The organism is Saccharopolyspora gregorii (assembly GCF_024734405.1).
GTDB classification, from domain to species: domain Bacteria; phylum Actinomycetota; class Actinomycetes; order Mycobacteriales; family Pseudonocardiaceae; genus Saccharopolyspora_C; species Saccharopolyspora_C gregorii.
Window position 1 is genome coordinate 2,468,459 of sequence record NZ_CP059556.1, and the last position, 23,903, is coordinate 2,492,361.

The 23,903-nt window shown below is 74.3% G+C and carries 23 protein-coding genes; 9 read left to right on the plus strand and 14 right to left on the minus strand.

The genetic code is table 11. The features are described 5' to 3' along the window. Nucleotides 1–2: 2 nt before the first annotated feature. From H1226_RS10635 to H1226_RS10645, 3 genes are read left to right on the plus strand one after another with little or no spacing between them, the layout of a single operon-like run. Entirely contained in the window at nt 3–1,100 is a 1,098-nt protein-coding gene (locus tag H1226_RS10635) for an isocitrate/isopropylmalate dehydrogenase family protein (RefSeq protein ID WP_258348823.1), read from the plus strand. Nucleotide 1,101: 1 nt separating this feature from the next. Beyond that, nucleotides 1,102–2,556, plus strand: coding sequence for a four-carbon acid sugar kinase family protein (locus H1226_RS10640; protein WP_258348826.1), 1,455 nt, complete (start codon nt 1,102–1,104; stop codon nt 2,554–2,556). Continuing rightward, nucleotides 2,550–3,383 (plus strand): class II fructose-bisphosphate aldolase, encoded by an 834-nt coding sequence (locus H1226_RS10645; protein ID WP_258348830.1) that lies wholly within the window; start codon nt 2,550–2,552, stop codon nt 3,381–3,383. The genes H1226_RS10640 and H1226_RS10645 overlap by 7 nt, the downstream gene beginning before the upstream one ends. Nucleotides 3,384–3,460: 77 nt before the next feature. Here the strand turns inward: H1226_RS10645 and H1226_RS10650 are convergent, their stop codons facing one another. Then, nucleotides 3,461–4,507, minus strand: coding sequence for an Lrp/AsnC family transcriptional regulator (locus tag H1226_RS10650; protein ID WP_258348832.1), 1,047 nt, complete (start codon nt 4,505–4,507; stop codon nt 3,461–3,463). Nucleotides 4,508–4,573: 66 nt separating this feature from the next. On the opposite strand from H1226_RS10650, the gene H1226_RS10655 reads away from it, so the two are divergent. Both H1226_RS10655 and H1226_RS10660 read left to right on the plus strand, forming a co-directional pair. Continuing rightward, nucleotides 4,574–5,281, plus strand: coding sequence for an SDR family oxidoreductase (locus H1226_RS10655; protein WP_258348834.1), 708 nt, complete (start codon nt 4,574–4,576; stop codon nt 5,279–5,281). Next, nucleotides 5,278–6,285: an amidohydrolase family protein gene (locus H1226_RS10660; RefSeq protein ID WP_258348835.1), complete on the plus strand. Its 1,008-nt coding sequence runs from the start codon at nt 5,278–5,280 to the stop codon at nt 6,283–6,285. Before H1226_RS10655 ends, H1226_RS10660 begins: the two co-directional genes overlap by 4 nt. On the opposite strand, the gene H1226_RS10665 is transcribed toward H1226_RS10660, so the two are convergent. From H1226_RS10665 to H1226_RS10675, 3 genes are all read right to left on the minus strand, one after another. Beyond that, nucleotides 6,282–6,737 (minus strand): hypothetical protein, encoded by a 456-nt coding sequence (locus H1226_RS10665; RefSeq protein ID WP_258348836.1) that lies wholly within the window; start codon nt 6,735–6,737, stop codon nt 6,282–6,284. The two genes, H1226_RS10660 and H1226_RS10665, sit on opposite strands and share 4 nt — an antisense overlap. Nucleotides 6,738–6,776: 39 nt before the next feature. Next, nucleotides 6,777–8,267, minus strand: coding sequence for an FAD-dependent oxidoreductase (locus H1226_RS10670; protein WP_258348837.1), 1,491 nt, complete (start codon nt 8,265–8,267; stop codon nt 6,777–6,779). A gap of 234 nt (nt 8,268–8,501) precedes the next feature. Continuing rightward, nucleotides 8,502–9,185, minus strand: coding sequence for a TetR/AcrR family transcriptional regulator (locus H1226_RS10675; protein WP_258348840.1), 684 nt, complete (start codon nt 9,183–9,185; stop codon nt 8,502–8,504). 72 nt (nt 9,186–9,257) lie between these two features. Between H1226_RS10675 and H1226_RS10680 the strand changes: the two genes are divergently transcribed. Both H1226_RS10680 and H1226_RS10685 read left to right on the plus strand, forming a co-directional pair. After that, nucleotides 9,258–10,388 carry an FAD-dependent oxidoreductase gene (locus H1226_RS10680; RefSeq protein ID WP_258348841.1) on the plus strand — a complete coding sequence of 377 codons (1,131 nt, stop codon included), beginning with the start codon at nt 9,258–9,260 and terminating at the stop codon, nt 10,386–10,388. Between the two features lie 57 nt (nt 10,389–10,445). Beyond that, nucleotides 10,446–11,030 (plus strand): TetR/AcrR family transcriptional regulator, encoded by a 585-nt coding sequence (locus H1226_RS10685; protein WP_258348842.1) that lies wholly within the window; start codon nt 10,446–10,448, stop codon nt 11,028–11,030. Nucleotides 11,031–11,190: 160 nt separating this feature from the next. On the opposite strand, the gene H1226_RS10690 is transcribed toward H1226_RS10685, so the two are convergent. Further along, nucleotides 11,191–12,090: an alpha/beta fold hydrolase gene (locus tag H1226_RS10690; RefSeq protein WP_258348843.1), complete on the minus strand. Its 900-nt coding sequence runs from the start codon at nt 12,088–12,090 to the stop codon at nt 11,191–11,193. Nucleotides 12,091–12,334: 244 nt separating this feature from the next. Between H1226_RS10690 and H1226_RS10695 the strand changes: the two genes are divergently transcribed. Further along, the gene (locus tag H1226_RS10695; protein WP_258348844.1) at nt 12,335–13,222 is read left to right on the plus strand and encodes a DedA family protein; all 888 of its coding nucleotides are present in this window, start codon (nt 12,335–12,337) and stop codon (nt 13,220–13,222) included. 221 nt (nt 13,223–13,443) lie between these two features. On the opposite strand, the gene H1226_RS10700 is transcribed toward H1226_RS10695, so the two are convergent. Further along, nucleotides 13,444–14,196, minus strand: coding sequence for an HAD family acid phosphatase (locus tag H1226_RS10700; protein ID WP_258348846.1), 753 nt, complete (start codon nt 14,194–14,196; stop codon nt 13,444–13,446). A gap of 357 nt (nt 14,197–14,553) precedes the next feature. Here H1226_RS10700 and H1226_RS10705 point away from each other — a divergent pair, with 357 nt between their 5' ends. Further along, complete coding sequence (locus H1226_RS10705; RefSeq protein WP_258348849.1) at nt 14,554–14,784, plus strand: hypothetical protein; 231 nt, start codon at nt 14,554–14,556, stop codon at nt 14,782–14,784. Between the two features lie 68 nt (nt 14,785–14,852). Here the strand turns inward: H1226_RS10705 and H1226_RS10710 are convergent, their stop codons facing one another. The 8 genes from H1226_RS10710 to H1226_RS10745 form a co-directional block, all read right to left on the minus strand. Then, nucleotides 14,853–15,980 (minus strand): M20 family metallopeptidase, encoded by a 1,128-nt coding sequence (locus H1226_RS10710; RefSeq protein ID WP_258348851.1) that lies wholly within the window; start codon nt 15,978–15,980, stop codon nt 14,853–14,855. After that, nucleotides 15,977–16,648 carry a DUF1028 domain-containing protein gene (locus tag H1226_RS10715; RefSeq protein ID WP_258348853.1) on the minus strand — a complete coding sequence of 224 codons (672 nt, stop codon included), beginning with the start codon at nt 16,646–16,648 and terminating at the stop codon, nt 15,977–15,979. The genes H1226_RS10710 and H1226_RS10715 overlap by 4 nt, the downstream gene beginning before the upstream one ends. Then, complete coding sequence (locus tag H1226_RS10720; protein ID WP_258348854.1) at nt 16,645–17,091, minus strand: RidA family protein; 447 nt, start codon at nt 17,089–17,091, stop codon at nt 16,645–16,647. Before H1226_RS10720 ends, H1226_RS10715 begins: the two co-directional genes overlap by 4 nt. 80 nt (nt 17,092–17,171) lie before the next feature. Then, nucleotides 17,172–18,440, minus strand: coding sequence for a flavin-containing monooxygenase (locus H1226_RS10725; RefSeq protein ID WP_258348855.1), 1,269 nt, complete (start codon nt 18,438–18,440; stop codon nt 17,172–17,174). A gap of 111 nt (nt 18,441–18,551) precedes the next feature. Next, entirely contained in the window at nt 18,552–19,922 is a 1,371-nt protein-coding gene (locus H1226_RS10730) for an MFS transporter (RefSeq protein WP_258348856.1), read from the minus strand. A 176-nt stretch (nt 19,923–20,098) separates the two neighbouring features. Next, a complete protein-coding gene (locus H1226_RS10735) occupies nt 20,099–21,007 on the minus strand; it encodes a LysR family transcriptional regulator (RefSeq protein ID WP_224962774.1) in 909 nt (302 codons plus the stop codon). A gap of 248 nt (nt 21,008–21,255) precedes the next feature. Continuing rightward, entirely contained in the window at nt 21,256–23,088 is a 1,833-nt protein-coding gene (gene nhaA / locus H1226_RS10740) for a Na+/H+ antiporter NhaA (protein WP_258348857.1), read from the minus strand. 71 nt (nt 23,089–23,159) lie between these two features. After that, nucleotides 23,160–23,843: a FadR/GntR family transcriptional regulator gene (locus H1226_RS10745; protein ID WP_258348858.1), complete on the minus strand. Its 684-nt coding sequence runs from the start codon at nt 23,841–23,843 to the stop codon at nt 23,160–23,162. Nucleotides 23,844–23,903: the final 60 nt, after the last annotated feature.

Sequence of the window (23,903 nt, forward strand, 5' to 3'; positions counted from 1 at the left end):
GCATGACCACCTACCGGATCGCCGTGCTCGGCGGGGACGGGATCGGGCCCGAGACCACCGCCGAAGCGCTCAAGGTCGCCGCGGCCGCCGCCGAACTGGGCGGGTTCGGCCTCGACTTCGAGGAGCTCGACGCGAGCGCCGGGCGCTGGCAGCGCACCGGCGTCGCCATGCCCGACGAGCAGTACGCGGCCTGCGCCGCCGCGGACGCCATCTACCTGGGCGCGATCGGCCTGCCCGAGGCGCGCCATCCGGACGGCCGCGAGGTCAACGGCGACGTCATCTTCCGGCTGCGCTTCGGCCTCGACCTCTACGCCGGGATCCGCCCGGTGCACTCGATCCCGGCGCTGCCGCAGCCGCTGACCCGCGGTGACGGCATCGACTACGTGGTGGTGCGGGAGAACGTCGAAGGCCTCTACGCCTCCCGCGAGGGCGGGACGAACGTGCGCGGCGAGGTCGCCACCGACACCATCGTGATCACCCGGCGGGGCACCGAGAAGGTGGTGCGGCAGGCCTTCGAGCTCGCCCGCTCCCGGCACGCGGCGAACCCGGCGCGCCCAGCGAAGGTGACCTGCGTGGACAAGGCCAACGTGCTGTCCAGCTACGCGTTCTTCCGCGAGGTCTTCGACTCGGTCGCCGACAAGTACCCGGACGTGCAGCGCGACCACGCCTACGTGGACGCGATGACGGCCTACCAGGTGCAGCGCCCGCAGTCGCTGGACGTGCTGGTCGCCGAGAACATGTTCGGCGACATCATCTCCGACCTGGCCGCCGCCTCGGTCGGCGGGCTGGGGCTCTCCGGCAGCGGCGACGTCGGCGACGAGCACGGCCTGTTCCAGTCCTCGCACGGTTCCGCCCCGGACATCGCTGGGCAGGGCATCGCGAACCCGGTCGCCGCGGTGCTCTCGGCGGGACTCATGCTGGACTGGCTGGGCCGCCGCCGCGAGGACCCGGCGGCGGTGCGCGCGGGCGCGCTGGTCGAACGCGCGGTGGACACCGCGCTGCAGGACCCGTCCGGCCGCACCCCCGACCTCGGCGGCGCCGCCTCCACCGCGCAGGCTGGAGACGCGATCGTGCGCGCGCTGAAGGAGTTGGAGTTCTGAGATGGCGATCTCCCGCGAGCGGTTGCTCGCCGACGCCCCCGAACCGCGGGACGTCCCGGCCGCCGAGCTGACCGCGGCGGTCGCGGCCGGACGCCGGGTGGTGGTGCTCGACGACGATCCCACCGGCACGCAGAGCATCCGGGACCTGCCGGTGCTCACCGCCTGGACCCGCGAGGACCTGGAGTGGGCCTTCGCGCAGGAGACCCCGGGCTTCTTCGTGCTCACCAACACGCGCAGCCTCGCGCCGCAGGACGCGGCCCGGACCAACCGGGAGGTCGCGCGGGCCGCGCTCGACGTCGCCCGCGACCTCGGCGTCGACTGCGCCTTCGCCAGCCGCGGGGATTCGACGCTGCGCGGGCACTTCCCGCTGGAGACCGACGTCCTCGGTGCGGAGAGCGCGGCCGCCGGGCAGGACGTGGACGGCGTGCTGCTGGTCCCCGCCCTGATCGAACCCGGGCGGATCACCGTCGACTCGGTGCACTGGATGCGGACCGCGGACGGGATGGTGCCGGTCGGCGAGACGGAGTTCGCCCGCGACCGCACCTTCGGCTACCGCAGCTCCGACCTGCGGGACTGGGTGGCGGAGAAGACCGGTGGCCGGGTCCCGCGGGACGCGGTGACCGCGGTGCCGCTGGCCGAGCTGCGCTCCGGCGGGCCGGCGGCGGTCGCCCGCATCCTCGGCGGGATCACCGGCGGGTTGCCGGTCGTCGCCGACGCCGCCACCGACGAGGACCTGCGGGTGCTCGTCGCCGGGCTGCTGCGCGCCGAAGCGGACGGGAAGCGGTTCGTCTACCGCACCGGACCGTCGTTCGTGCGGGCGCGCACCGGGCAGCGGGCGCACCCGCCCGCGGACTCGGCGGACCTGCGCGCCGCCGAACCGGGCCCGGACGATCCGCGAGCGGGGTCGAGCCGCGGGCTGGTGGTCGTCGGCTCGCACGTCGGGCTCACCACCCGCCAGCTCGCCGCGCTGCTCGCCGACGGCCGCACCGCCGAGGCCGAGCTCGACGTGGCCCGGGTGCTCGATCCGGCGGCCTGCGCCGAGCACATCGCACAGGTCACCACGCGCGTCGTCGCGCTGCTGCGCGCCGGGGCTGCCGAGGACGTCGTGCTGCGCACCAGCCGCGAGCTGGTCGGCGGCCGCGATGCCGAGCACAGCTTGGAGATCGCCCGCACCGTCAGCGCCGCCCTGGTCGCGGTGGTGCGGTCGGTGCTCGCGGAGGTCCGGCCCGCGTTCGTGCTGGCGAAGGGCGGCATCACCTCCTCGGACGTGGCCACCGGCGGGCTCGGCATCCGCCGGGCGTGGTCGCGCGGCACGCTGCTGCCCGGCACCGCCTCGATCTGGGAACCGGTGTCCGGTCCGGCGACCGGCGTGCCCTACGGCGTGTTCGCGGGGAACGTGGGCGACGAGCACGGCCTGCGCGATGCGGTGCGCAGGCTGCGGGAGGCCGCGTGCTGAGCCGGGGGACGGCCACCCTGCGCGCCGCCGCCGACGGCGGGTGGGCGCTCGGCGCGTTCGCCACCTACAACCTGGAGCAGGTGCAGGCCGTGGTGCGGGCGGGGGAGCGGACCGGGGCACCGGTGCTGCTGCTCGCGGGATCGAGCCACTTCCGGCACGCGGGCCGGCTGCTGGCGACCGTCGCGCTGGCGGCCGCCGCGGACGCCGGCGCGGAGGTCGGCGTGCACCTGGACCACTGCCGGGACCTCGCCGAGCTGCGCTGGTGCGCCGAACTCGGCTACTCCTCGCTGATGTACGACGGGGCGCACGACCCGTACGAGGACAACGTGGTGGCGACCGCCGAAGCCGTCCGCATCGCCCACGACCACGGCGCCTGGCTGGAGGGCGAGCTGGGCGCGCTCGCCGGGGACGAGGACGTCTCCACCGGCGCCCGGTCCGCGGCGATGACCTCGCCGGAGCAGGCCGCGGACTTCGTCGGCCGCACCGGGGTGGACGCGCTGGCCGTCGCCGTCGGCAACGTGCACGGGTTCTCCCCGGACGCGCGGCTGGACCTGGACCGGCTGCGCGCGATCCGGGCCGCGGTGCCGGTGCCGCTGGTGCTGCACGGCGCGAGCGGCCTGCCCGCCGAGCAGATCCGGGGCGCGATCGACGCCGGCGTGGCGAAGATCAACGTGAACGCGGAGCTGCGCCGCGCCCACCTGGAGGCCGTCGCCGAGGCGCTGCCCGCGGCGCTGCCCGGATCGGACGCGGTCGCCGTGTGGCGGGCCGGTCGCGACGCGGTGGAGGAACGGGTGGTGGCCGCGATCCGCTCGTTCGGCCCGCGCTGACCCGAATCCGCCGTGCGGGCGGGTGATCGGTCGCTGCGGCGGTGGGGTGCCGGCGGCTCCCGGCGAGGTGGGTGGAGTCAGCGGCGGGGGATTCCCGGGACGGTGAGCCGGTCGCCGTCGACGAGGGTGCCCGCCTGCTTGACGTGCCGGACGAACGGCGACACCTCCACGTCGTGCACGCCCGGCAGCGCGCCGATCCGGTCGGTGGTGAACTCGAAGAGGTCGTCGAAGTTCCGGCAGTGCGCCACGGCGTGCAGGTTGTGCGGCCCGGACACGGCCGCGGCGAACCCGACCTCCGGTTCCCGCGCCAGCGCGCGCCCCACGTCCTTCACCGCCGACGGGTGCACCCGCAGCCACAGGTTCGCCCGCGCGTGCAGGCCCAGCGCGGCCGCGGCGATCTCCACGTCGACGTGCACGACGCGCCGCTCCAGCAGCGCGTGCAGGCGGCGCGCGGCGCGGCCCGGGGTGAGGTCCGCGGCGGCCGCCAGGTCCACGAACCCCGCGCGGCCGTCCGCCGCCAGCGCGGCCAGCAGCCGTTCGTCCGAAGTGGACAACTCGACCGGATCTCCAGCGGTGACGGGGTTCTCCGCGAACGGATTCCCCGCGGAACCGAGCTCCGCCTCCTCCCGCTCGGTCAGCGCGCCGCGCAGCGCCGCCCAGTGGTGCCCGCGGCCACCGACGAACTGCCGCAGCATCGCCGCCGCGCGGATGTCGAGCACCGCCGCGGTGCGCGGCAGCCGGCGGCCCAGCAGCTCCTCGCGCTGCTCCCGGGTCCGCGACCGCACCGCGCAGGTCACCTCGGACCCGGCGGCGCCCAGCGCCACCCAGCTCACGTCCTCCCGCTCCGCGAGCGCCTCGGCGATCGCCGCCGCGCTGCCCGGACGGCAGCGCAACCGCACCAGCCACCGGCTCTGCCCCAGCGCGCCCGGATCGACGATGCCCGCGACGCGCAGCACTCCCCCGGTGCGCAGGCGGTGGTAGCGGCGGCGCACCGCTCCCTCGGAGGCGCCGAGCGCCGCCGCGATCGACGCGAACGACGCCCGCGGGTCGATCTGCAGCGCGCGCAGCAGACGAACATCATCGGTGCTCACATCGGCGGATTCGCTCACCAGGGACGGTTCCACGCGCGGAATCCTACGAATCCGGCCGCGGTACGTGCCCGGTCGACACGCCGGGAGCAGGCTCGGGGCATGACTCCAGGAACGAACGGACCGACCGCGCTCATCGCAGGCGCCTCCCGCGGCCTCGGGCACGCGATGGCCGCCGAACTGCACGAACGGGGGTGGCACGTCATCGGCACCGTCCGGGACACCACCACCCGCACCCCGCTGCACGAGCTCGCCGAGCACTCCGGCGGGCGGGTGCGGGTCGAACGGCTCGACGTCACCGAACCCGAGCGGCTGCCCGCCCTGCGCGAGCGGCTCGCCGGGACGCGGCTCGACGTGCTGTTCGTCAACGCGGGCACCACGAACGACGTGCGCACCCCGATCGGCGAGGTCGGCACCACCGCCTTCGTCGACGTGATGGTGACCAACGCCCTCGGCCCGGTGCGGGTGCTCGACGCGCTCGCCGACCTCGTGACCCCGGAAGGGCTCCTCGGGGCGATGTCCTCCGGGCAGGGCAGCATCGCGAACGCCGGCACCGGATCCCGCGAGCTGTACCGGGGGAGCAAGGCCGCCCTGAACATGTTCGTGCGCTGCCTCGCCGCCAGGGACTCGGCCGCGCGGCGGTCGTTCCTGCTGCTGGCGCCCGGCTGGATCCGCACCGCGCTCGGCGGCCCGGACGCCCGCTACACGGTGGAGGAGAGCGCGCCGCTGCTGGTGGACGTGCTGCTGTCCAGGCTCGGCGAACCGGGCATCGCCTACCTGGACCGGTTCGGCGAAGCGGTGCCGTGGTGATCGGCGAGCAGACCGTGATCGCGGTCGAGGAGCACTGGGACCTGCCCGCCGCGACGGCCGCACTGCGCGCGCGGCCCGCCGGCCTGCGCGACGACGCGCTGGTGTTGAGCGAGCACGGCGACCTCGCGGCGCGCCTGGACGATCTCGGGGACGCGCGGATCGCCGACATGGACGCGCAGGGCGTCGACGTGCAGGTGCTGTCCCCGGCGAACCCGCCCGGCACCGGCGCGCTGCCCGCGGCCGAAGCCGTCCCGCTGTGCCGCGACGCGAACGACGCCGCCGCCGAGGCCGTGCGCAGGCACCCGACCCGGTTCCGCGCCTTCGCGACGCTGCCGGTGGTCGCTCCCGCGGCGGCGGCCGAGGAACTGCGCCGCGCCGCGCGGCTCGGCCTGGTCGGTGCGGTGGTGCACGGCCGCGCCGCCGACGTGCCGCTCGACGACCCGCGCCACGACGAGCTGTTCGCCACCGCCGAAGAGCTCGGGCTGCCGCTGTTCCTGCATCCCGGCCCGCCCGCGCGCGACGTGCGCGAGGCCGCCTGCTCGGGGTTGGGGGACGCGGTCGGACTGGGACTGGCGACCTACGGCTGGGGCTGGCACGTCGACGCGGGGACCGCGGCGCTGCGGCTGGTGCTGCGCGGCACCTTCGACCGGTTCCCCGGGCTGCGGCTCGTGCTCGGGCACTGGGGCGAGCTGCTGCCGTTCTGGCTGAGCCGGGCCGATTCCCTGTCCGCGGCGGCGGGACTGCCGCGGACCGTCTCCGAGTACGTCCGCTCGCACGTGCACCTCACCTGCTCGGGGATGCTCGAACCGGCGCTGCTGCGGCACGTGCTGGCGGTGACCGCGGCGGACAGGCTGCTGTTCTCCACCGACCACCCGTTCCAACGGCCCACCGCCGCCGAGATCGCGCGCTTCCTCGGCGAGTTCGCCGACGAGGCGGACCGGCGCCGGTTCTGCTCCGGCAACGCGGCCGAGCTCCTCGGCATCGGGGGACCGGCGGCGGCCTAGCGGAACGCCTCGAAGGTGAGGGCGGTGACGACGCCGTAGGCGAGGTGCGGGACCAGGTCCATCGCCCAGCTCTGCGCGGTCCACCCGCGCGGGTCCGTCACCCCGAGCGCCGTCATCGGCGCCGTGCTCGCCGCGTTGGCCGCGAGACCCGCTGCGACCGCCAGCAGCGGCAGCGGGGCGCGCGGCAGTCCGGTCCGGACGCAGCCGTAGGCGGCGCCCACCCCCAGGCCGGCGCCGATGCCCAGCAGCGCACCGAGCCCGGAGCGGCGGTTGTGCACCGCCGACTCACCACCGGGCAGCGCGCCCAAGCGGTGCTCGGCCTCCTGCACGGTCCGCTCCGGGCTGGTGCTGCCCGGCCGGGCGCGCACCGCCATGTCCAGGTAGGTGGCCGTGTTCAGGGCGGTCGTCCCGGCCGCTCCGGCCAGGACGCCGCGGAACAGGTGGTGGTGCACCGGAACCTCCTCGGAGATCGAGCTCGTCGCGCCGCGCGGTCAGCGGTGCGGCGCTTTCGCGGGCAGCGGGTGCACGGCGGGACCTTCCAGCACCGCGCCGTCCACGTCGAACCGCGAACCGTGGCACGGGCAGTCCCAGCTCCGCTCGTCGTCGTTGAACCGCAGCAGGCAGCCCAGGTGCGTGCACCGCAGCGACACGGCGTGCGCCGCGCCGTCCTCGTCGCGGTACACCCCGGTCAGGTCGGTGCCCTCCCGGACGACCCGGGCGGTGCCGGGCGCGACCTCATCGGCCGAGCCGACCTGGCCCGCGGTGAGCCGGTCGCCGACGAAGTCCGCGCCGACCTTCAGGTTCATCTTCGCCAACCGCCCCGCCGAGCGGGGCGACACCCGTTGCGGTGCGAAGAACTCCGCCTCCGGCCGGGTGTGGTCCCGCACGATGCGATCAGTCAGCATCGCGGCGGCCGCCGTGCCGCCGCACAACCCCCACTTCATGAACCCGGTGGCGACGAACATCCGCGTCGAGCCGGGCAGGTACGGGCCGCACAGGGGGAAGTGGTCGTAGGCGGTCGGGTCCTGCGCGGACCAGCGGTGGGTGATCTCGTCGACCGGCCAGTGGCGGCGGGCGAACTCCTCGAGCGCCGCGTACGGCGGGTGCCCGTCGTGCGCGCCGGTGGGGTGGCTCTCCCCGCACACCACGACCAGGTCGCCGACCGACCGCAGCGACCGCTTCGGCGACCGGGCGTTGATCGCCAGCGGCAGCGGCGCGTGCGCACCGACGCGGGCGGCCACGCAGTACGAGCGCTCCGCCTCCAACCGCGCGAAGTACAGCCCGCGGTCCAGGATCGGGAAGTGCGTCGCCACGACCACCCGGTCCGCGCGCACGACGCCGCCGGAGGTGACGACCTCGCACGGCGAGCCCTGGTGCACGTCGAGCACCCGGGTGCCCTCGAACACCGCGGACCCGTCGCCGTGCACCGCGCGGGCCAGGCCGGCGAGGTAGTCGACCGGCTGGAACTCGACCTGGTCGGCCAGTCGCACCGCGGCGTCGGTGGCGAACGGCAGCTCGGCGGAGTCCGCGAGTTCCACCGGCAGCCCGGCGTTCCGGGCGGCGTCGGCCTCCGCCCGCACCTCGTCGGCTTCGGCCGCGCTCGTCGCGTAGGTGCACGCGGGACGCCTGCGCAGCTCGCAGTCGATCCCCTCGGCGGACGCGAGTTCGGCGACCAGCTCGACGGCGTCGGCGCAGACCGCGGCGTAGGCGGCGGCCGCGTCGGCACCGCGGTGCGCGCGGATCGTGGAGCACGTCGTGGACTGCAGCGCGGTCACCTTCGCGGTGCTGGACCCGGTCGCGCCGGAACCGGCCCGGTCCGCTTCGAGCACCGCGACCCGGACGCCCGCCCGCCGCAGCAGCAACGCCGTCGTCAAGCCGGTGATGCCCCCGCCGAGCACGGCGACGTCGAACCGCCGGTCGCCCGGCAGCGGCGGGTGGGGTTCGGGCCGCCGCGCGGTGTCCCACCACAGCGATCGCGACATGGCGCACTCCTTCGCCCGGGTCTGGTCGTGGCCCAGGCTTCCCACCGGGCGGCCTCCGGCAAACCGGAGCGCGGCCACCGGTGGGCTGGCGGCCCGCATCCGGTTCGGGCGGGCACGGCGCGGCGGCGACCCGCTCCAGGGCGACTGCGCGGAGGTCGAGCACCGCGCGGTGGCGGTCCGACCCGCACCCGACGCCGCAGGTCGCCGCCTTCCCGCACGAGCTGTTCTCCCGCGTCAGCGACCGGCGGCGATGCCGGTGAGGACGAAGTCCAGGCCGTCGAGGAACTGCCGCCGGTCGTCGTGGCCGCGCAGCTGGTCGGCGACGGCCCGCGCGAACGGGAAGTCGTCCGGATCCAGCGCCTCCCAAGCGTTCGACACCGAGTCGAGGAATTCGTCCCGGTCCACCTCGTGATCGGCGGCCACCGCGTTCGCCGCGTTCTGCCCGGCCGCGCCGAGCACGTAGTGCACCAGCGCCGAGGTGGCGGTGAACCAGCCGGATTCGGGGACGCCGAGCGCGCGCACTCGCCTGCCGAAGCTGTCGTAGATCCGCGGCGTGACGGCGCCGCGCGGGTTGCGGGAGAGCTCCGCGGTCAGCTGCGCGGCGAGCCACGGGTGCTCGTCGATCGCGTCGAACAGGCCGAGCGCGACCTCCCGGACCTGCTCCCGCGGCACGGCCGCGGTGGTGCCCGCGGCGAGGGCGGTGCTGATGACGGCCTCGGTGGCGGCGGCGAGCAGCGCGTCCTTGTTCGGCACGTGCCAGTAGATCGCGCCGGGCCCGGTGGCGAGGCGTTCGGTGAGGGCCTTGAACGTGAGCCCGCGCGCACCGGCGGAGTCGAGGAGCGCGACGGCGGTCTCGACGATGCGTTCCCTGGTGAGCCCGTCGGTGCGCCGCTGCGACCGCTGTTCCCGTGTGGCCATGCCGCCATCTTGACACATCTGGAGCGCTGTTCCATATTGGAATGGCATTCCATTGTCCCGGAGGAACCACCCATGCGCCACCCCGTCACGATCATCGGAGCAGGACTCGGCGGCCTCGTGCTCGCCCGCGTGCTGCACGTCCACGACATCCCCGCCGTCGTCTTCGAAGCCGAACCGTCCCCGGACTCCCGGCCGCAGGGCGGCATGCTCGACATCCACGACCACAACGGCCAGCCCGCCCTCGACGCCGCCGGGCTGCTGGACCGGTTCCAGGACCTCGTGCTGGAGGGGCGCCAGGCGATGCGGCTGCTCGACCGGGACGGCGGGGTGCTGCTCGACGAACCCGACGACGGCACCGGCGGGCGGCCCGAGGTGCAACGCGGCGAGCTGCGGCGGCTGCTGCTCGACTCGCTGCCGGACGGCACCGTCCGCTGGGGCCGCAAGGTCGCCGCCGTCCGCCCCCGCGGCGACGGCCGCCACGAGGTGGTGTTCGCCGACGGCGCGGTGCACCTCGCGGACCTGCTGGTCGGCGCGGACGGCGCCTGGTCGAAGGTGCGCCCGCTGCTGTCCGGCGCCGAACCCCGCTACACCGGCAGGTCCTTCGTCGAGACCTACCTGCACGACGCCGACACCCGGTACCCGGCGGCCGCCAAAGCCGTCGGCGGTGGCGCGATGCTGGCGCTCGCGCCCGGCAAGGGCATCCAGGCCCACCGGGAGCGGGGCGACACCCTGCACACCTACGTGGCGCTGGAGCACCCCCGCGACTGGTTCGCCGCCGTCGACTTCACCGACGCCGCCGCGGCCACCGCGCGCATCGCCGCCGAATTCCCCGGCTGGGCACCGGAACTCACCGCGCTCATCACCGAATCCGACACCGCGCCCGTGCTGCGGCCGCTGCACGAACTGCCGGTGGGGCACCGGTGGGAGCGGGTGCCCGGCGTGACGCTGCTCGGCGACGCCGCGCACCTCACCGTCCCCAACGGGGAGGGCGCGAACCTGGCGATGCTCGACGGAGCCGAGCTCGGCGCCGCCCTCGCCGCGCACCCCGGCGACGTCGAGACCGCGCTCGCCGAGCACGAGCGGGCGATGTTCACCCGCAGCGCCGAAGCGGCGACCGACGGCGCCGTGGCCCACGAGCTCATGTTCGGACCCGACGCGCCGCACGCCGTGGTCGACTTCTTCGCCGCAGCAGGGCAGGAATGACCGCACCGTCCTAACCGGACGGTGGAGCGGGCGGGGCCGGACGGTAACCTTCGCGGCGTGGTGACCAAGCGGGACCCGGACCGCGAACCGACCCCGACCGAGCGGATCCGGCGCGAGCAGCTGATCGACGTGACGATCGACCTCATCGCGGCGAACGGCCACCAGGGCACCTCCCTGGCCGGCATCGCGGCGGCCGCCGGCATCACCAAAGCCGCCGTGCTCTACCACTTCACCGCGAAGGACGCCCTGGTGCGGGCCGCGCACGAGACCGTGCTGGCCGCACTCGACCGCGCGGTCACCACCGCCGTCGACACCGCGGGCGCCGCCGACGGACCGGCCGCCTACGTCCGAGCGACCCTCGGCCACCTGCGGGACCACCCGCGACACGTGCGGCTGATCATCGAAGCCGATGGCACAGGCGGCGCCGAGCGCACTCCCCGCGAGCGCTGGGCCCCGCTCGCCGGCATCGTCGACGCCGCCGCCCGCGCCCGCGCCGCCCCCGTCGACGCCCGCACCGCCGCCATCGCCCTCGGCGGCGCCATCGACGCCATCCTCACCGAACGCCTGCACACCCCCGACTACGACACCACCGAAGCAGCGGAACAACTAGTAGGAATGATCGAGGCGGTGCTGGGTCGCTGAGAGCTCGTTCTGCCTGGCGGGTGAGGTGGCGGAACCTCGGCGCTCCCTCGCTGCTGGATCGATGTCCCGAGTCCGCCACGAGGGGCCTCGCCGTCTTCTCGGGGCCGCTGAGAACCCGCGGGTGGCCGGGTCGCGTGCGTGCTGGCCGTTCATCGGCGGATCAGCTCGCCAGGACGTCGCGGACCGCCCGGGCCGCGACGTCCGGCCGGGACCAGACGAGACCGGAGTGGCCGACGTCGTCCAGGCGGCGGAGCTCGGCGCGGGGGAGCGTGGCGATGAAGTCGGCGTAGAGCTCGTGCTTGGCGCGGGCGGCCGCGGCGGCACCGGCGCGGGCCTCCGGCGGGGAGAGCTCCGCGGCGAACGCGTCGGACCCCATCGCCGAGACGAGCACCAGCGGCAGGTCCGGGTCGGGACCGGCGTCGCGGACCTCCTGGAACAGCTTCGGCAGGTTCATCGATTCGCGCAGCGACCGCAGGTGCGCGGCCGGGCTGAACCCCCGTGCCAGCAGTGGTTCCCGGACCTCCGCGGGCCAGTCGGCGAGCGCCCGGCCGACCGCGGCCCGGTACGCGTCCCGCATCGCCGGCAACCCGTCGGCGGGCAGCTCGACATCGGTGGTCCACGCCAGGAGCCGTTGCGCGGCCTCGGCGGGCAGGCGCTGCACGATCTCCTCGTGCGTCGGGTCGAGCAGCACCAGCCCGGCCACCTCGTCCGGGAACCGCTTCGCGTACAACCGCGCGTAGAGCCCGCCCAGCGAATGCCCTACCAGCACGCGCGGCCCCGGCACGTCCGCCACCTGCAGCAGCGCGCGCAGGTCGTCGGTGACGCGGGTGCCGCTGCGCGGCAGCTCCACCGGATCGCTCCAGCCGAGGCCGAGGCGATCCACCAGCACGCTCGTGGTGAACTCGGCGACCCGCTCGTGCAAGCGCAGGCCGTGCAGCCCGGACATCCCGCCACCGGCCAGGAACACCGCGGGCGGGCCGCCGCGACCGGAGCGGTGCAGCAGCATCTGGCCGGCGGGAACCGGGTAGCGCGTTCCCAGCGGAGCGGGTGCGTCGTCCACGTCCGAACCTCCCGTAGTCCGCCGCCGATGCTCCCAGGCGACGCCGCGCACCCCGCGCCCGGGGTGATCGCGGACACACCTCGGGCCAGGAGGCTTTCCGTGCCGCTGCGGCATGGTTGGACACTGCTCCCGGACGAGGCGCGCTGGTCGGTTCGCCGATTCGCGACGGTCCGGGCCACCCGGGACCGCACGGCAGACGACCTCCTCTTCTCGTCGAGGGGGCAAGCCATCCAGAGGGAGAGACATGACCGGCATCGACCACGAGGGCCCGCAGCCCGGGCCGAACGGGGCCGCGGCCGACGCGGCGGGCGCAGCCACCGCGACCGCCGCGACCGCTACGACCGCTACCACCGGCGCGACCGCGGAGGACCGGGCCGCCGCGCCCGCCGCGAAGAAGCGCTTCCGCTGGCGCAGCAAGGACTACACGCCGGAAGAGCTCGCCGAAGCTCAGCAGCAGTGGCGCGACGCGATGCCGTGGGAGCACCCGATGTCGCGCGGCGACAAGTTCCTCGTCTTCGCCACGTTCGGCGTCGTGCTGCTGATGCTCGGCTCGATGCCGTTCCGCCCGTTACTGCTGGCCTCGCACCCGCTGGGGTTGAGCGCGGTCACCGGCAGCCTCTCCGCGATCGGCGCGGGTGCCGCGTTCGCCCGCATCGGTGAGCTGGACCTGTGGCTGGTCGTGGCGGCCGGCGTGTTCGGCATGGTCAAGTTCGACTGGCTGTTCTGGCTCGCCGGACGCCGCTGGGGCGAGAAGATCATCCAGATGTGGGCGCCGGGCGAGTTCGGCAAGCGGTTCGTGGCCCGCGTCCGGTCCTGGCCGAGCTGGGCGATGCCGCTGGTCATCATCGCCGCGGCGCTGCCCGGCATCCCCGCGCCCGCGGTGTTCGCGGTGGCCGGGGTCAGCGGGATGGGCCTCGTCCGGTTCCTGATCTTCGACGCGATCGGTGCCGGGCTGATGGCGGGCCTGGTCGCCGGTCTCGGCTACGGGATCGGGCAGCACGCCGTGGACTTCGTGCTGATGATCGACGACTACGCGCTCTACATCACGCTGGCCCTGGTCGTCTGGGTCTCGATCCAGGCCGGGCGCAAGGCGAGCAAGGAGCAGCAGGAGAAAAAGCGCCAAGCCGCTTGATCGCGGAGGCGCCTACATCTGCTGCGTAGTGGTGGGGTGGCGGAACCTCAGCGGGATTCTCGCTGCGGGATCTTTTTCCCGAGTGGCTCCGCCACGAGGGAAAAAGCTGTCCTCGCGAGAATCCCGCTGAGAACCCGCGGGTGGTCCCGTTGCTCTGGTGGTCGGCGGCTTCGCCGCGGACACGACCCGCCGAGCCCGAGCAGCTGGAGTCCGCCCCCGGATCAGGGCAGGTAGTACATCGGGTTCGGGAGTTTGACGGGCTTTTCGGCGTGACCGCCCTGCAGGTCGCTGTGCTGGTCGCCGAGGTTCAGCACGATCGTGTTGCCGAGCGATTCGATGTGGGCGCGGGTCGCGGACTTGTACTCCACGGTGCTGCAGTCCAGCCCGCACGGCAGGTGCTCGGGCGCCTCGGTGGTCGGCTTGAAGAACGCCCCGGCCGGTTCCGGGAAGCCCTCGTCGGCGAGGTTGCGCAGCGAGGACTTCTGCAGGTCGTCGCCGCGCCCGGTGAGGAAGTAGACGCGCACGCCATGCTCCGCCGCCCAGTTCGCGAGCGCCCGGGTCTGCCGGATCGGTTCGAACTCGGCGTCGTCGATGGCCTCGCGCTGCGCCTCCTCGTCGAAGCCGAAGTCGTTGTCGGCCTCCCAGCCGTAGGTCAGCTCCGAGGTGTCGTCGACGTCGAGCACGATCGCCGGGTTCGGCACGCCCTCCGCGAGCCGCTGCCGCAGGTAGCCCTCCGCGTGCGCGACCGCTTCGTCGACCTGCCGGTCCCAGGCGCTGCCCTCGGTGGCGTGGTGGTTCCCGTCGGAGTCCACCCGGTCGCCGTAGTAGTCCTGGACGGCGAGCTTGGCCCGCCCGAGGTTGGCCGGTTCGGTGCCGATCGACTCCGAGGCGACGGCGGTGACCCCGCCGGCCAGCGTGGCGCCGATCGCGGCGGCGGCACCGAGTTTGGCGAGTCCGGTCAGGCGGTGGGCCATCGTGTCGCTCCCTGGAGATCGCGGTCGAGATGCGCGGAACCTAGCAGCCGGGCGCCTCCGGACGCGGGACCTGACGCGTTCCCGACGTCGAGTCGCCTCCGGCGAGCTGCGGATTTCCGCCGCACGGGAGGGATTTCCCTCGACTGCTCGCCTTCGGTCGCGATCCCCCGGAGTGCTGCCCCGGCGTGTGATCGACTGGTGGCGCGGAGGTCGCCCCGGCGAGGCAGCCGGGGCTCCGCGCGGCCGATCGGGTCGCGCGACCGGGGGCGACGACACCGCCGCACCCGTCCCGCATTCCGCGCAGGCAGCCGAATCCCGGCCGCCGCGCCGTCCTGCCCACCAATGGAAGGAACACGCGTGAAGAAGCTCGCGACCGGTGCCGCGCTCGGCCTCGGACTGCTGCTGGCCACCGCCGCCCCCGCCGCCGCGGCGGGCTACGTCTACACCGGCAAGTGGTACGACACGGCCGCCGCCTGCGAGAAGGCGTGGTCGGACGCGCACGGCGGGGGTGGCGGCACCGCACTCCCGCACCAGTGCCGGCACAACGCCGCCGCGAACGTGTACGAGCTGTGGGCCTACCAGCTCTGATCCGGCGGTCCGCGTGACGCGGGCCGGGTGAGCGTCCCGTTCGGCCGCGCGGCCGAACGGGACGGCGCTCAGCCCCCGGCCACGTCCAGCGCCGTCCAGGCCAGCGCGGTCGCCGCGTCCAGCAGCGCCCGTTCCGCGTCGCCGCCGACGCAGTGCGCGGCGAACTCGGGCTGGTGGTTCAGCGCGGGCAGCGAACCGATCCCGACGTAGGGGTGGATCGCCGGGACCACTTGCGAGACGTTGCCCATGTCGGTGGACGCGCGGTTCATCCGACGTGCCACCGGGTTCGGGTGGGTGCGGCGGCCGAGCCGTTCGGCGTTGCGCACGTAGGCGTCCAGGGCCGGCCGGTAGGTGCGGAACTCCGCGTACGGCTTGCTCTCCGGCACGATCTCCAGCGCGGCGCCGGTGGCGTGCGCGCCCGCTTCGAAGCAGCGCCGCACCTTCTCCTCGGTCTCGGCGAGCTCGTCCAGGCTCTCGGCCCGCACGTACCAGCGGCCCTCGGTGCGCGCCGGGATCGCGTTCGGCGCCTCGCCGCCGTTGGTGAGGACGCCGTGCACCCGCACCGTGTGCGGGAGCTGCTGGCGGAGCAGCCCGATGGCGACCTGCGCGACGGTGAACGCGTCGGCCGCGTTGACGCCCTGCTCCGGGTAGGCCGCGGCGTGCGCCGCCTTCCCCTGGTAGGACACGTGCGAGTGCGACACCGCGAACGGTTCCGCCTCCGCGACGTCCACCGGCGCGGGGTGCGCCATCATCGCCAGGTCCAGCCCGGCGAACGCGTCGCGCTCCAGCATTTCGATCTTGCCGCCGCCGCCTTCCTCGGCCGGGGTGCCGTAGACCTCGATGGTCAGGCCCGCCGAATCGGCCAGCGGGGCCAGCGCCCGCGCCGCGCCGACGGTGATCGCGGCGATCAGGTTGTGCCCGCAGGCGTGGCCGAGGCCCGGCAGCGCGTCGTACTCGGCGCACAACCCGAGCCGGAACGGGCCGCTGCCGAACGTCGCCAGGAACGCGGTCTCCAGCCCGAGGTAGCCTGGTGTGACGTCGAACCCGGCCTCGGACAGGGATTCGGCGACCCAGCGCGCCGAGCGGTGCTCCTGCCACGCCGTCTCCGGGTGGGCGTGCAGCTGCTCGGAGAGCCGGACGAGCCGGTCGGCGTCCGCGGCCACGGTGGCCCCGGCGGCCTGCTTCGCGCCGCTCATCGCTCGTCCCCCGGCACGCCGTAGGACGGCGCCGCGGTCGGGTCGAGGGCGCGGGTCACGTAGTCGTCGCGCTGCGGCAGCCAGATCTCCAGCAGGTCGCGGAGATCCGCGATCGGCGAGCCGCTCCAGTCGATGCGCAGATCGGTCTCGCGCCACGACACCTCGCGGACCACGGACAGCCCCGCCGAGTGCACCGGACCGGCCTCGCCACCGGCGGCCAGGCCCGCTTCGAGCGCGGTGAGCAGCCGCCGCTCCAACTCGCCCGTCGATGCGGCGAAGGACTCGGCGACGGCGTCGACGACCTCGGGCGCCGCCAGCATGTTCCCGGCGGCCACCACGCCCGGCTCGACGCGGTGCCGGTGCACGCCCAGCGACGCGGCCCCGGAGTGCGCGGCACCGCCACCACCCGGTTCCAGCACGGTGAGCTGCCGGTGTTCGACCAGCTCGTGCCCGCGCACCACCGAGTCCAGCGCGGCCTGCGCCCCGGACCCGGACTCCAGCGCGTCCAGCAGCGCCGGGCCCAGCCGCGGATCGGTCACGTTTTGCGAAGAGGCACCGCCGACCCCGGCGCGCAGGTGGATGCAGCGGGCCGCGACGGCGGGGCTGGAGGAGGTCACGGCGATCCCGACGGCACCGCGGCCGTCGGTGCCGAGCACGGAGAACGTCACCGGGCACCTCCGGGGATCACGGCGATCGCGTCGATCTCGACGAGCCATTCCGGCCGGGCCAGCGCGGAGACCACCACCCCGGTGGAGATGGGGTGCACGCCGCGGGTCCAGCGGCCGACGGTGCGGTACACCGCCTCCCGGTAGCGCGGGTCCACCAGGTAGATCGTCAGCTTCACCAAGTGCTCCATCCGGGCCCCGGCCTCGTCGAGGAGCATCGCGATGTTGGCCATCGCCTGCTCGGCCTGGGCCGCGGCGTCGCCGATGCCGACCGATTCGCTGGTGTCGAGGTCCTGGCCGATCTGCCCGCGCACGTACACGGTGTCCCCGGCGACGACGGCCTGGCACAGGTCGTTGTCCAGGTCCTGCTCCGGGTAGGTGTCGCGGGTGTTGAACGGCCTGATCCGGGTGTGGCCGCCCGCGACGATCGGCGGGTGGTGGGTCATCGTCGGCTCCTTCGCCGTGTCGTTGGACCGCTGCCGCGTGGGGGTCGGCGGCCGAGCCGTCGACCAGCGGGCAGCGGCGGTCAGCTCTCGTGGTCGGTGGCGAGCGCGGCGGCGTGCTGCGCGAGGTAGCCGCGCTGGGTGGCGATGTGGTCGGCGACGTAGCGGGCGTCGTGCCACACGCCCCAGATGAAGCTCGACCCGCGCCGGGACAGCCACGGCAGGCCGAGGAAGTAGACGCCGGGCTCCGCGGACACGCCCCGGCGCTGGTCGGGGCGCCCGTTCTCGTCGAACGCGTCGACCTGCAGCCAGCCGTAGTCGGCGGCGAAGCCGGTGGCCCACACGATCGACCCGACCTCGGCCAGGTCGAGCTCCCGGCGCGGATCGGTGGCGGCGGCGGGCAGCGGTCCGAGGACGTGCGCCTCCGGTTCCGGGGGCAGGTCCAGCCCGTCGCGTTCGACGTGCTCGTCCGCGGCGCGCAGCAGAGCGAGGTGCTGGGCGTCGCCGAGTTCGATGTTCGCGGCCAGGTCCGGTGCGAAGCGCAACGCACCGTCCACGTAGGACTCGGTCTTGCCGACGAGCTCGATGCCGGTGCGGGCCAGCGCGCGGAAGTCGACGGTGCGCCCGCCCTGCGCGCCGCTGACCGCGATGGTCACGTGCTTCGCGCCCTGCGGCGGGGTGTCCGCGTCCCACAGGCCGAGCACGCCCAGCCACCAGCAGAAGTCGCGGCCGCGGTACCGGCGCGGCGGCCGGTCGTGCGGCCCGACGGACAGCAGCACCCGGCGCCCGGAGCGGCGCAGCTCGTCGGCGATCTGGACGCCCGAGGAACCGGCCCCCACCACGAGGACCGGTCCCTCGGGCAGCTGCTCCGGGTTCCGGTAGCCGCTGGAGTGCAGCTGCACCGGCCCGGCGTCGGCTGGCACGACGGGCGGGATCACCGGCCGCTGGAACGGCCCGGTCGCTGCCACCACGAACCGCGCGTCGATCGAGCCCGCCGAGGTCTCGACCCGGAACCCGGGGGCGCCGGCGTTCTTGCGCACCGAGGTGACCTCGACGCCGCAGCGGATCGGCGCGTCGATCTTCGCGGCGTAGTCGGCGAAGTAGTCGGCCACCTGGTCCTTGGTGGCGAACTCGTCCGGGCCGACCCCGGCGAACTCCATGCCGGGGAAGCGGTCGTGCCACGCGGGCCCGTTGGCGACCAGCGAGTCCCACCGCTCGGTGCGCCAGCGTTCGGCGATGCGGTGCCGTTCCAGGACGACGTGCGGCACGCCCTGTGCACCGAGGTGCTCGCTCATCGCCACGCCCGCTTGGCCGGCGCCGACGACCACCACCTCGGTCCGTTCGCTCGACATCTCGACCTCCTTCGACCGGCAGTCGCGAGTTCTTCCCGCTGCCACGGGAAAATCCTCGAAGACGCCGTGAGTTCTGTCCAACAGTCGTTGCAGCTGCACCGGATCTGCTCGTCAGATGCGGGCGGGTTCGGCGTCCGGTTCGGCGGTGGGGGAGAGGTCCTCGGCGCGCAGCAGCGCGGTCCCGGCGGTCTCCCGCAACGTCAGGGCCGCGACCAGCCCGCCCACCGCGAAGATCATCATGTAGGGGCCGGGCACCAGGGTGCTGCCGGTCGCGGAGATCAGCACCGTCAGCACGTACGGCACCGTCCCCGCGAACAGCGCGGCGGTGATGTTGTAGCCGATGGACAGGCCGCTCTGCCGGGTGCGGGTCGGAAAGATCTCCGCGGACCACACCGCGTAGGTGCCGAGGATCGCCGCGAGGCACGCGCCCAGCAGCAGCCCCGCGATCCACGTCCCGACGAGCCCGGTCCGCATCAGCAGGAACGCGGGCGTCGCCAGCACCAGCAACGCGCCGGTGGCCCCGATGAACACCGGTTTGCGCCCCACCCGGTCCGAGAGCCCGCCGAACAGCGGCACCAGCACCAGCCCCAGCAGCGAGATCGCCGTGGACAGCAGCCCGGCGCTGCCCGCCGAGTGCCCGAGGTGATCGGTCTCGTAGGTGACCAGGTAGGTCAGCACCACGTAGAACGGCACGTGCATCGCCGTCATCAGCCCGGCCGCCTGCAGCAGTTCCCGGCGGTGGGTGCGCAGCAGCTCCCGCGCGGGGCTGCGCGGCACGGTGTCCGCGGCCTCCAGCGCCCGGTACTCCGGGGTGTCCTCGATCTTGTTCCGGATGATGAAGCCGATGACGCCCAGCGGCGCGGAGATGAGGAACGGGATGCGCCAGCCCCACCCGGTGAGCTGCCCCTCGTCCAACCCGACCGACAGCAGCAGGAACGCGCAGGACCCGGCGAGGAACCCCAGCAGCGAACCGACTTCCAGCCAGCTCACCCCGAACCCGCGGCGGCGGCGCGGCGCGGTCTCGGCGAGGAAGCTCGCCGCGCTGCCGAACTCGCCCCCGGCCGCGAAGCCCTGCACCAGGCGCAGCACCACCAGCAGCACCGGCGCGGCGATCCCGATGGACGCGTACCCGGGCAGCAGGCCGATCGCCAGCGTCGCCCCGGACATCAGGAAGATGACCAGCGACAGCGTCCGCTTCCGCCCGATCCGGTCGCCGAGCGGCCCGAACACGGCCGCACCGATGGGGCGGATGCCGAACGACACCGCGAACACGCCGAACACGGCGAGCAGCCCGGTGGTGCTGTTCTCCGCGGGGAAGAACACGGTGGCGACGGTGTCGGCGAGGTACGCGTAGGCGGCCCAGTCGAACCAGTGCACGAAGACGCCGACGGCGCCGGCGGCGACGCTCCGGCGCAACCCGGCGGCGCTCGTGGCCTCCGGCGCGGCGGATTCCGGGGCGGGGCCGTGGTGCGAGGTCGGCATGCGCGCCTCCAGGCGTCGGATCGGTGGGACCGCGCTGGTCGGGCGGCGCGGTGCGGACCAGACTGACGCCGGGCGGCGGGATTCGTCCAATAGATGTTTTCGCTGCGGGCGAGCTGAAGAACAGATGATGTCGGGCGGATTCCGGCGCCGTTGCGGGCGTGTTGCCGGACCGGTGGCTAGCGCACGTCCCGCAACAGGTCCATCACGGCGCGGGCACGCGCGGTCTGCCGCACGCCGCCGACCGAGGTGATCGTCACTTCCAGCGGCGGGCGGTCCCCGAGCAGGTCGAGCGCGACGACCTCGCCGCCGCCGTAGGTCTGCGCGGTCCGCGGCCGCTGGTTGAGGATCGAGTACCCGAGGCCCTGCGCGACGAGGGAGCGCACCGTCTCGTAGCTCCGGCTGCGGTACCGCACGTCCGGCGCGGTGCCGGAGGACGCCACGACCTCGCGGAAGTAGTCGCGGCTGTAGGGCAGGTCCAGCAGCACCATCGGATCGGTCGCGAGTTCCGCGAGATCCACCGCCTCCCGGTCGGCGAGCCGGTGCCCGGCCGGGACGATCACGTGCGCCGGCGCCAGGTCGATCGTCTCCCGCCGCAGGTCGGCGTCGGTGGGCGTGCCCAGCCCGTAGGTCAGCGCGAAGTCGATCCGCCCGGTGCGCAGCGCCTGGTGCAGGTGCTCGGCCTCGTCCTCCACCACGGTCAGCTCGACGTCCGGGTAGTGCTCGCCGCAGGAGGCGAACAGAGCAGGCAGGTAGTACGGCGCGAGCGTCACGAAGCAGCCGATCGCCACCGGGCCGCTGACGGAGCCGCCGCTGCCGCGCGCCTCGGCCTCGACGTCGCGGGCGCGGGTCAGCAGGTCGCGGGCCTGCTGCAGCAGGCGTTCCCCGGCGGAGGTGAGGGTGAGGCCGCGGGCCCGGTGCCGGATGAACAGCTGCAGCCGCAGCTCGTGCTCCAGGTTGGCGACCGCGGAGGAGACCGCCGACTGCGCGATGCGCAGCTCGTCGGCGGCCGCGGTCATCGAGCCGCGCTCGGCCGCGGTGACGAAGTAGCGCAGCTGCACCAACGTGAACCCGACGGGCGTGGTCATTAGTTTTTTCCTTGTCCTTCTGGTCTCGCTGCGTCGTGGTGGGGTGGCGGAACCTCAGCGTTCTCCTCGCTGCGGGATCTTTTTCACAGGTGGCTCCGCCACATGCGAAAAAGCTGTCCTCGCGAGGAGAACGCTGAGAACCCGCGGGTGGTTCCGTTGCTCGGGTGGTCGTCGCTCAGCGGCTTCGCCGCTGAGCGGAAGACGGCAGGTTCACACGGGCGGGTCGGCTCGCGGCCTTCTCGGGCGGGTCATCGGCTGAGGCGGGCGGTGCGGGTGATGTTCCACGAGTTGGCGGGGCCTTCGAGCTTGTGCCCGTCGACGTAGAACACGGCCTGGTCCGGCAGCGAGGCCGCGTCGGCGTCGAGGTTGTCGTCGTCGATGCGGCCCAGGTGGGCGTAGGTGCGCACGTCGTGCACGAACCGCTCCACGTCGAGGCCGAGGTCGCCCGCGATGCCGCGCAGCAGCCGGGCGTCCGGTTCGCCGTGCTGCTCGGAGATCGCGTCGTGCATCTCCCAGAACCGGTCCTGCGCGCCCGCCGCCTCGATCGCCAGCGCCCGCACGAAGTCCGGCTGCGCGGTGACGTGGTGCCGGAACACCAGCCGGAACTCGTCGCCGAGCAGGTGGCGGACCTCGTTCTCCACCTCGAAGGTGCGGGTCCGGTAGCGGTGGTCCAGCGCGGCGTAGACGACGATCGTGGTCCGCGCGTCGACCGGCCCGCGGATGTGGTCGCGTTCCGGGTCGACCTCGCGCTGCAGGGTGCGCCCGGCGGGCGCGGGCAGCGGCCGCAGCCGGTTGCCCGCGGCGAACACCGCCCAGGACAGCGCGAACGCCAGCGCGGACGCGAGCAGCACGCCGACCCGCGCTTCGTCCCGCAACGCCGGGTCGGGCAGCGCCAGGTCCACCACCAGCAGCGAGATCGTGAAGCCCATCCCGGACAGCGCCCCGACCCCGGCCAGTCGCGGCACGTCGAGGCTCGGCGCGCGGGTGCCCGGCACCAGCCGCCGCACCAGCGTGGAGGTGCCCGCGATGCCGAGGACCTTCCCGAGCACCAGCCCGGCGATCACGCCCCAGGTCAGCCGGGAGCTCAGCGCCGCCGACAGCGCCTGCCCGGACAGCGGGACCCCGGCGTTGGACAGCGCGAACAGCGGCACGACGAGGAAGTTGACGTAGCTCTGCAACAAGTCGGTGAGCCGCTGGTTCATCGGCACCGACCGGTCGATGCTCCACCGCGCGAGCCGGGCCACGCGGGCCGCCGGGGCCTGCCGGAACTGGTGCACCACCTTCGAGGCGGTGTCCACGTCCTCCAGCCGCGTCGGGTAGACGGGCATCAGCAGCGCGATCAGCACCCCGGCGAGCGTCGGGTGCACCCCGGACAGGTGCATCGCCAGCCACACCCCGATCCCGACCACCAGGTACGGCATCACCCGCCAGATCCGGGAGCGCTGCAGCAACCAGATCAGCACCAGCCCGGCGGCGGCCACCGCGAGCCAGCCGGGGGAGAGGTCCTCGGTGTAGAACAGCGCGATCACGCCGAGCGCGCCGATGTCGTCCACGACGGCGAGCGTGAGCAGGAAGACCCGCAGCCGCGGTGCCTTCCGCGGGCCGACCAGCGCCAGCATGCCCAGCGCGAACGCGGTGTCGGTGGAGATCACCACGCCCCAGGCGGGCGCGGCGGCCGATCCGGCGTTGAGCGCGAGGAACAGCAGCACCGGCACGACCAGCCCGCCGAGCGCGGCGCACACCGGCAGCACCGCGCGCCTGCGGTCGCGCAGCTCGCCGAGGGTGAACTCGCGCCGGACGTCCAGCCCGACGGAGAAGAAGAACACCGCCATGACCGCGTCGTCCACCCAGTCCGAGGCGGACATCGACAGGTCCAGCCCGCCGATCCGCACCCCGGCCTGGATGGACCAGAAGTCGTCGTAGCTGCTGCCGAGGTTCGCCCACACCAGGGCGATGAGGGTGGCGGCGGCGAGCGCGGCGGCGGCCAGCGGCTCGCTGTCCAGGGCCCGCAGCAGCGCGCGTCGCTGCCGGTAGAAGCGCGGCATCGTCAACGTGCACCCGTCCCGGTGGTCCCTGCGCACCGGTGCGTGCAGGTGCGCCCGGCGCCGTCGCGGGCAGCATAAGGCGGTCCCGGGCCCGGCGCCGGAGCCGATCAGGAGCGGCGGAACAGGTCCTCGGCGAGGGCGAGGTGTTCCCCGACCGCGCGGTCCGCGGCGGTCGCGTCGCGGCGTTCGACCGCGTCGACGAGGTCGACGTGCGAGGCGTGCAGGTGCGAGTGCTCGTGCTGCAGTTCGGCGACCGCGCTGCCGATGGTGCGGCGCAGCACCACCGTCAGCCCGGCGTAGAGCTCGTCGAGGACGCTGTTGTGCGCGGCGGCCACCAGCGCGCGGTGGAACTCGACGTCGGCTTCGGCGTACCGGTCGGCGTCGCCGTCGTCGTAGGCGGCGTGCTGCGCGTGGAGGTGCTCGCGCAGCGCGGCGAGGTCGTCGTCGGTGCGGCGCAGCGTCGCCAGCCGGGCCGCGTCGCGCTCCAGGCTGTTGCGCGCTTCGAGGCCTTTCAGCGCGTCCGCGGAGATCCGCCGGGACAGCGAGGCGGCGAGATCGCTGTCGGCGCGCACGAAGGTCCCGCTGCCGGGACGGGTCTCCAACATGCCGAAGTGGGCCATGGCGCGCAGCGCCTCCCGGACGGTGCTGTGCCCGACGCCCATGTCGCGGGCCAGCTGCGTCTCGGGGGGCAGCTTGGTCCCGACCGGCCACTCGCCGCGGCGGATCAGGTCCTGCACCTGGGCGATGACCTGGCCGGGCAGGCTCGTGCGCTGCAACGTCCTCACCGTCATGCGCACTTCCTACCAGAACGCCGTTTTCGTCTTCACCTCTGGTGATGTGCAACAGTTCTG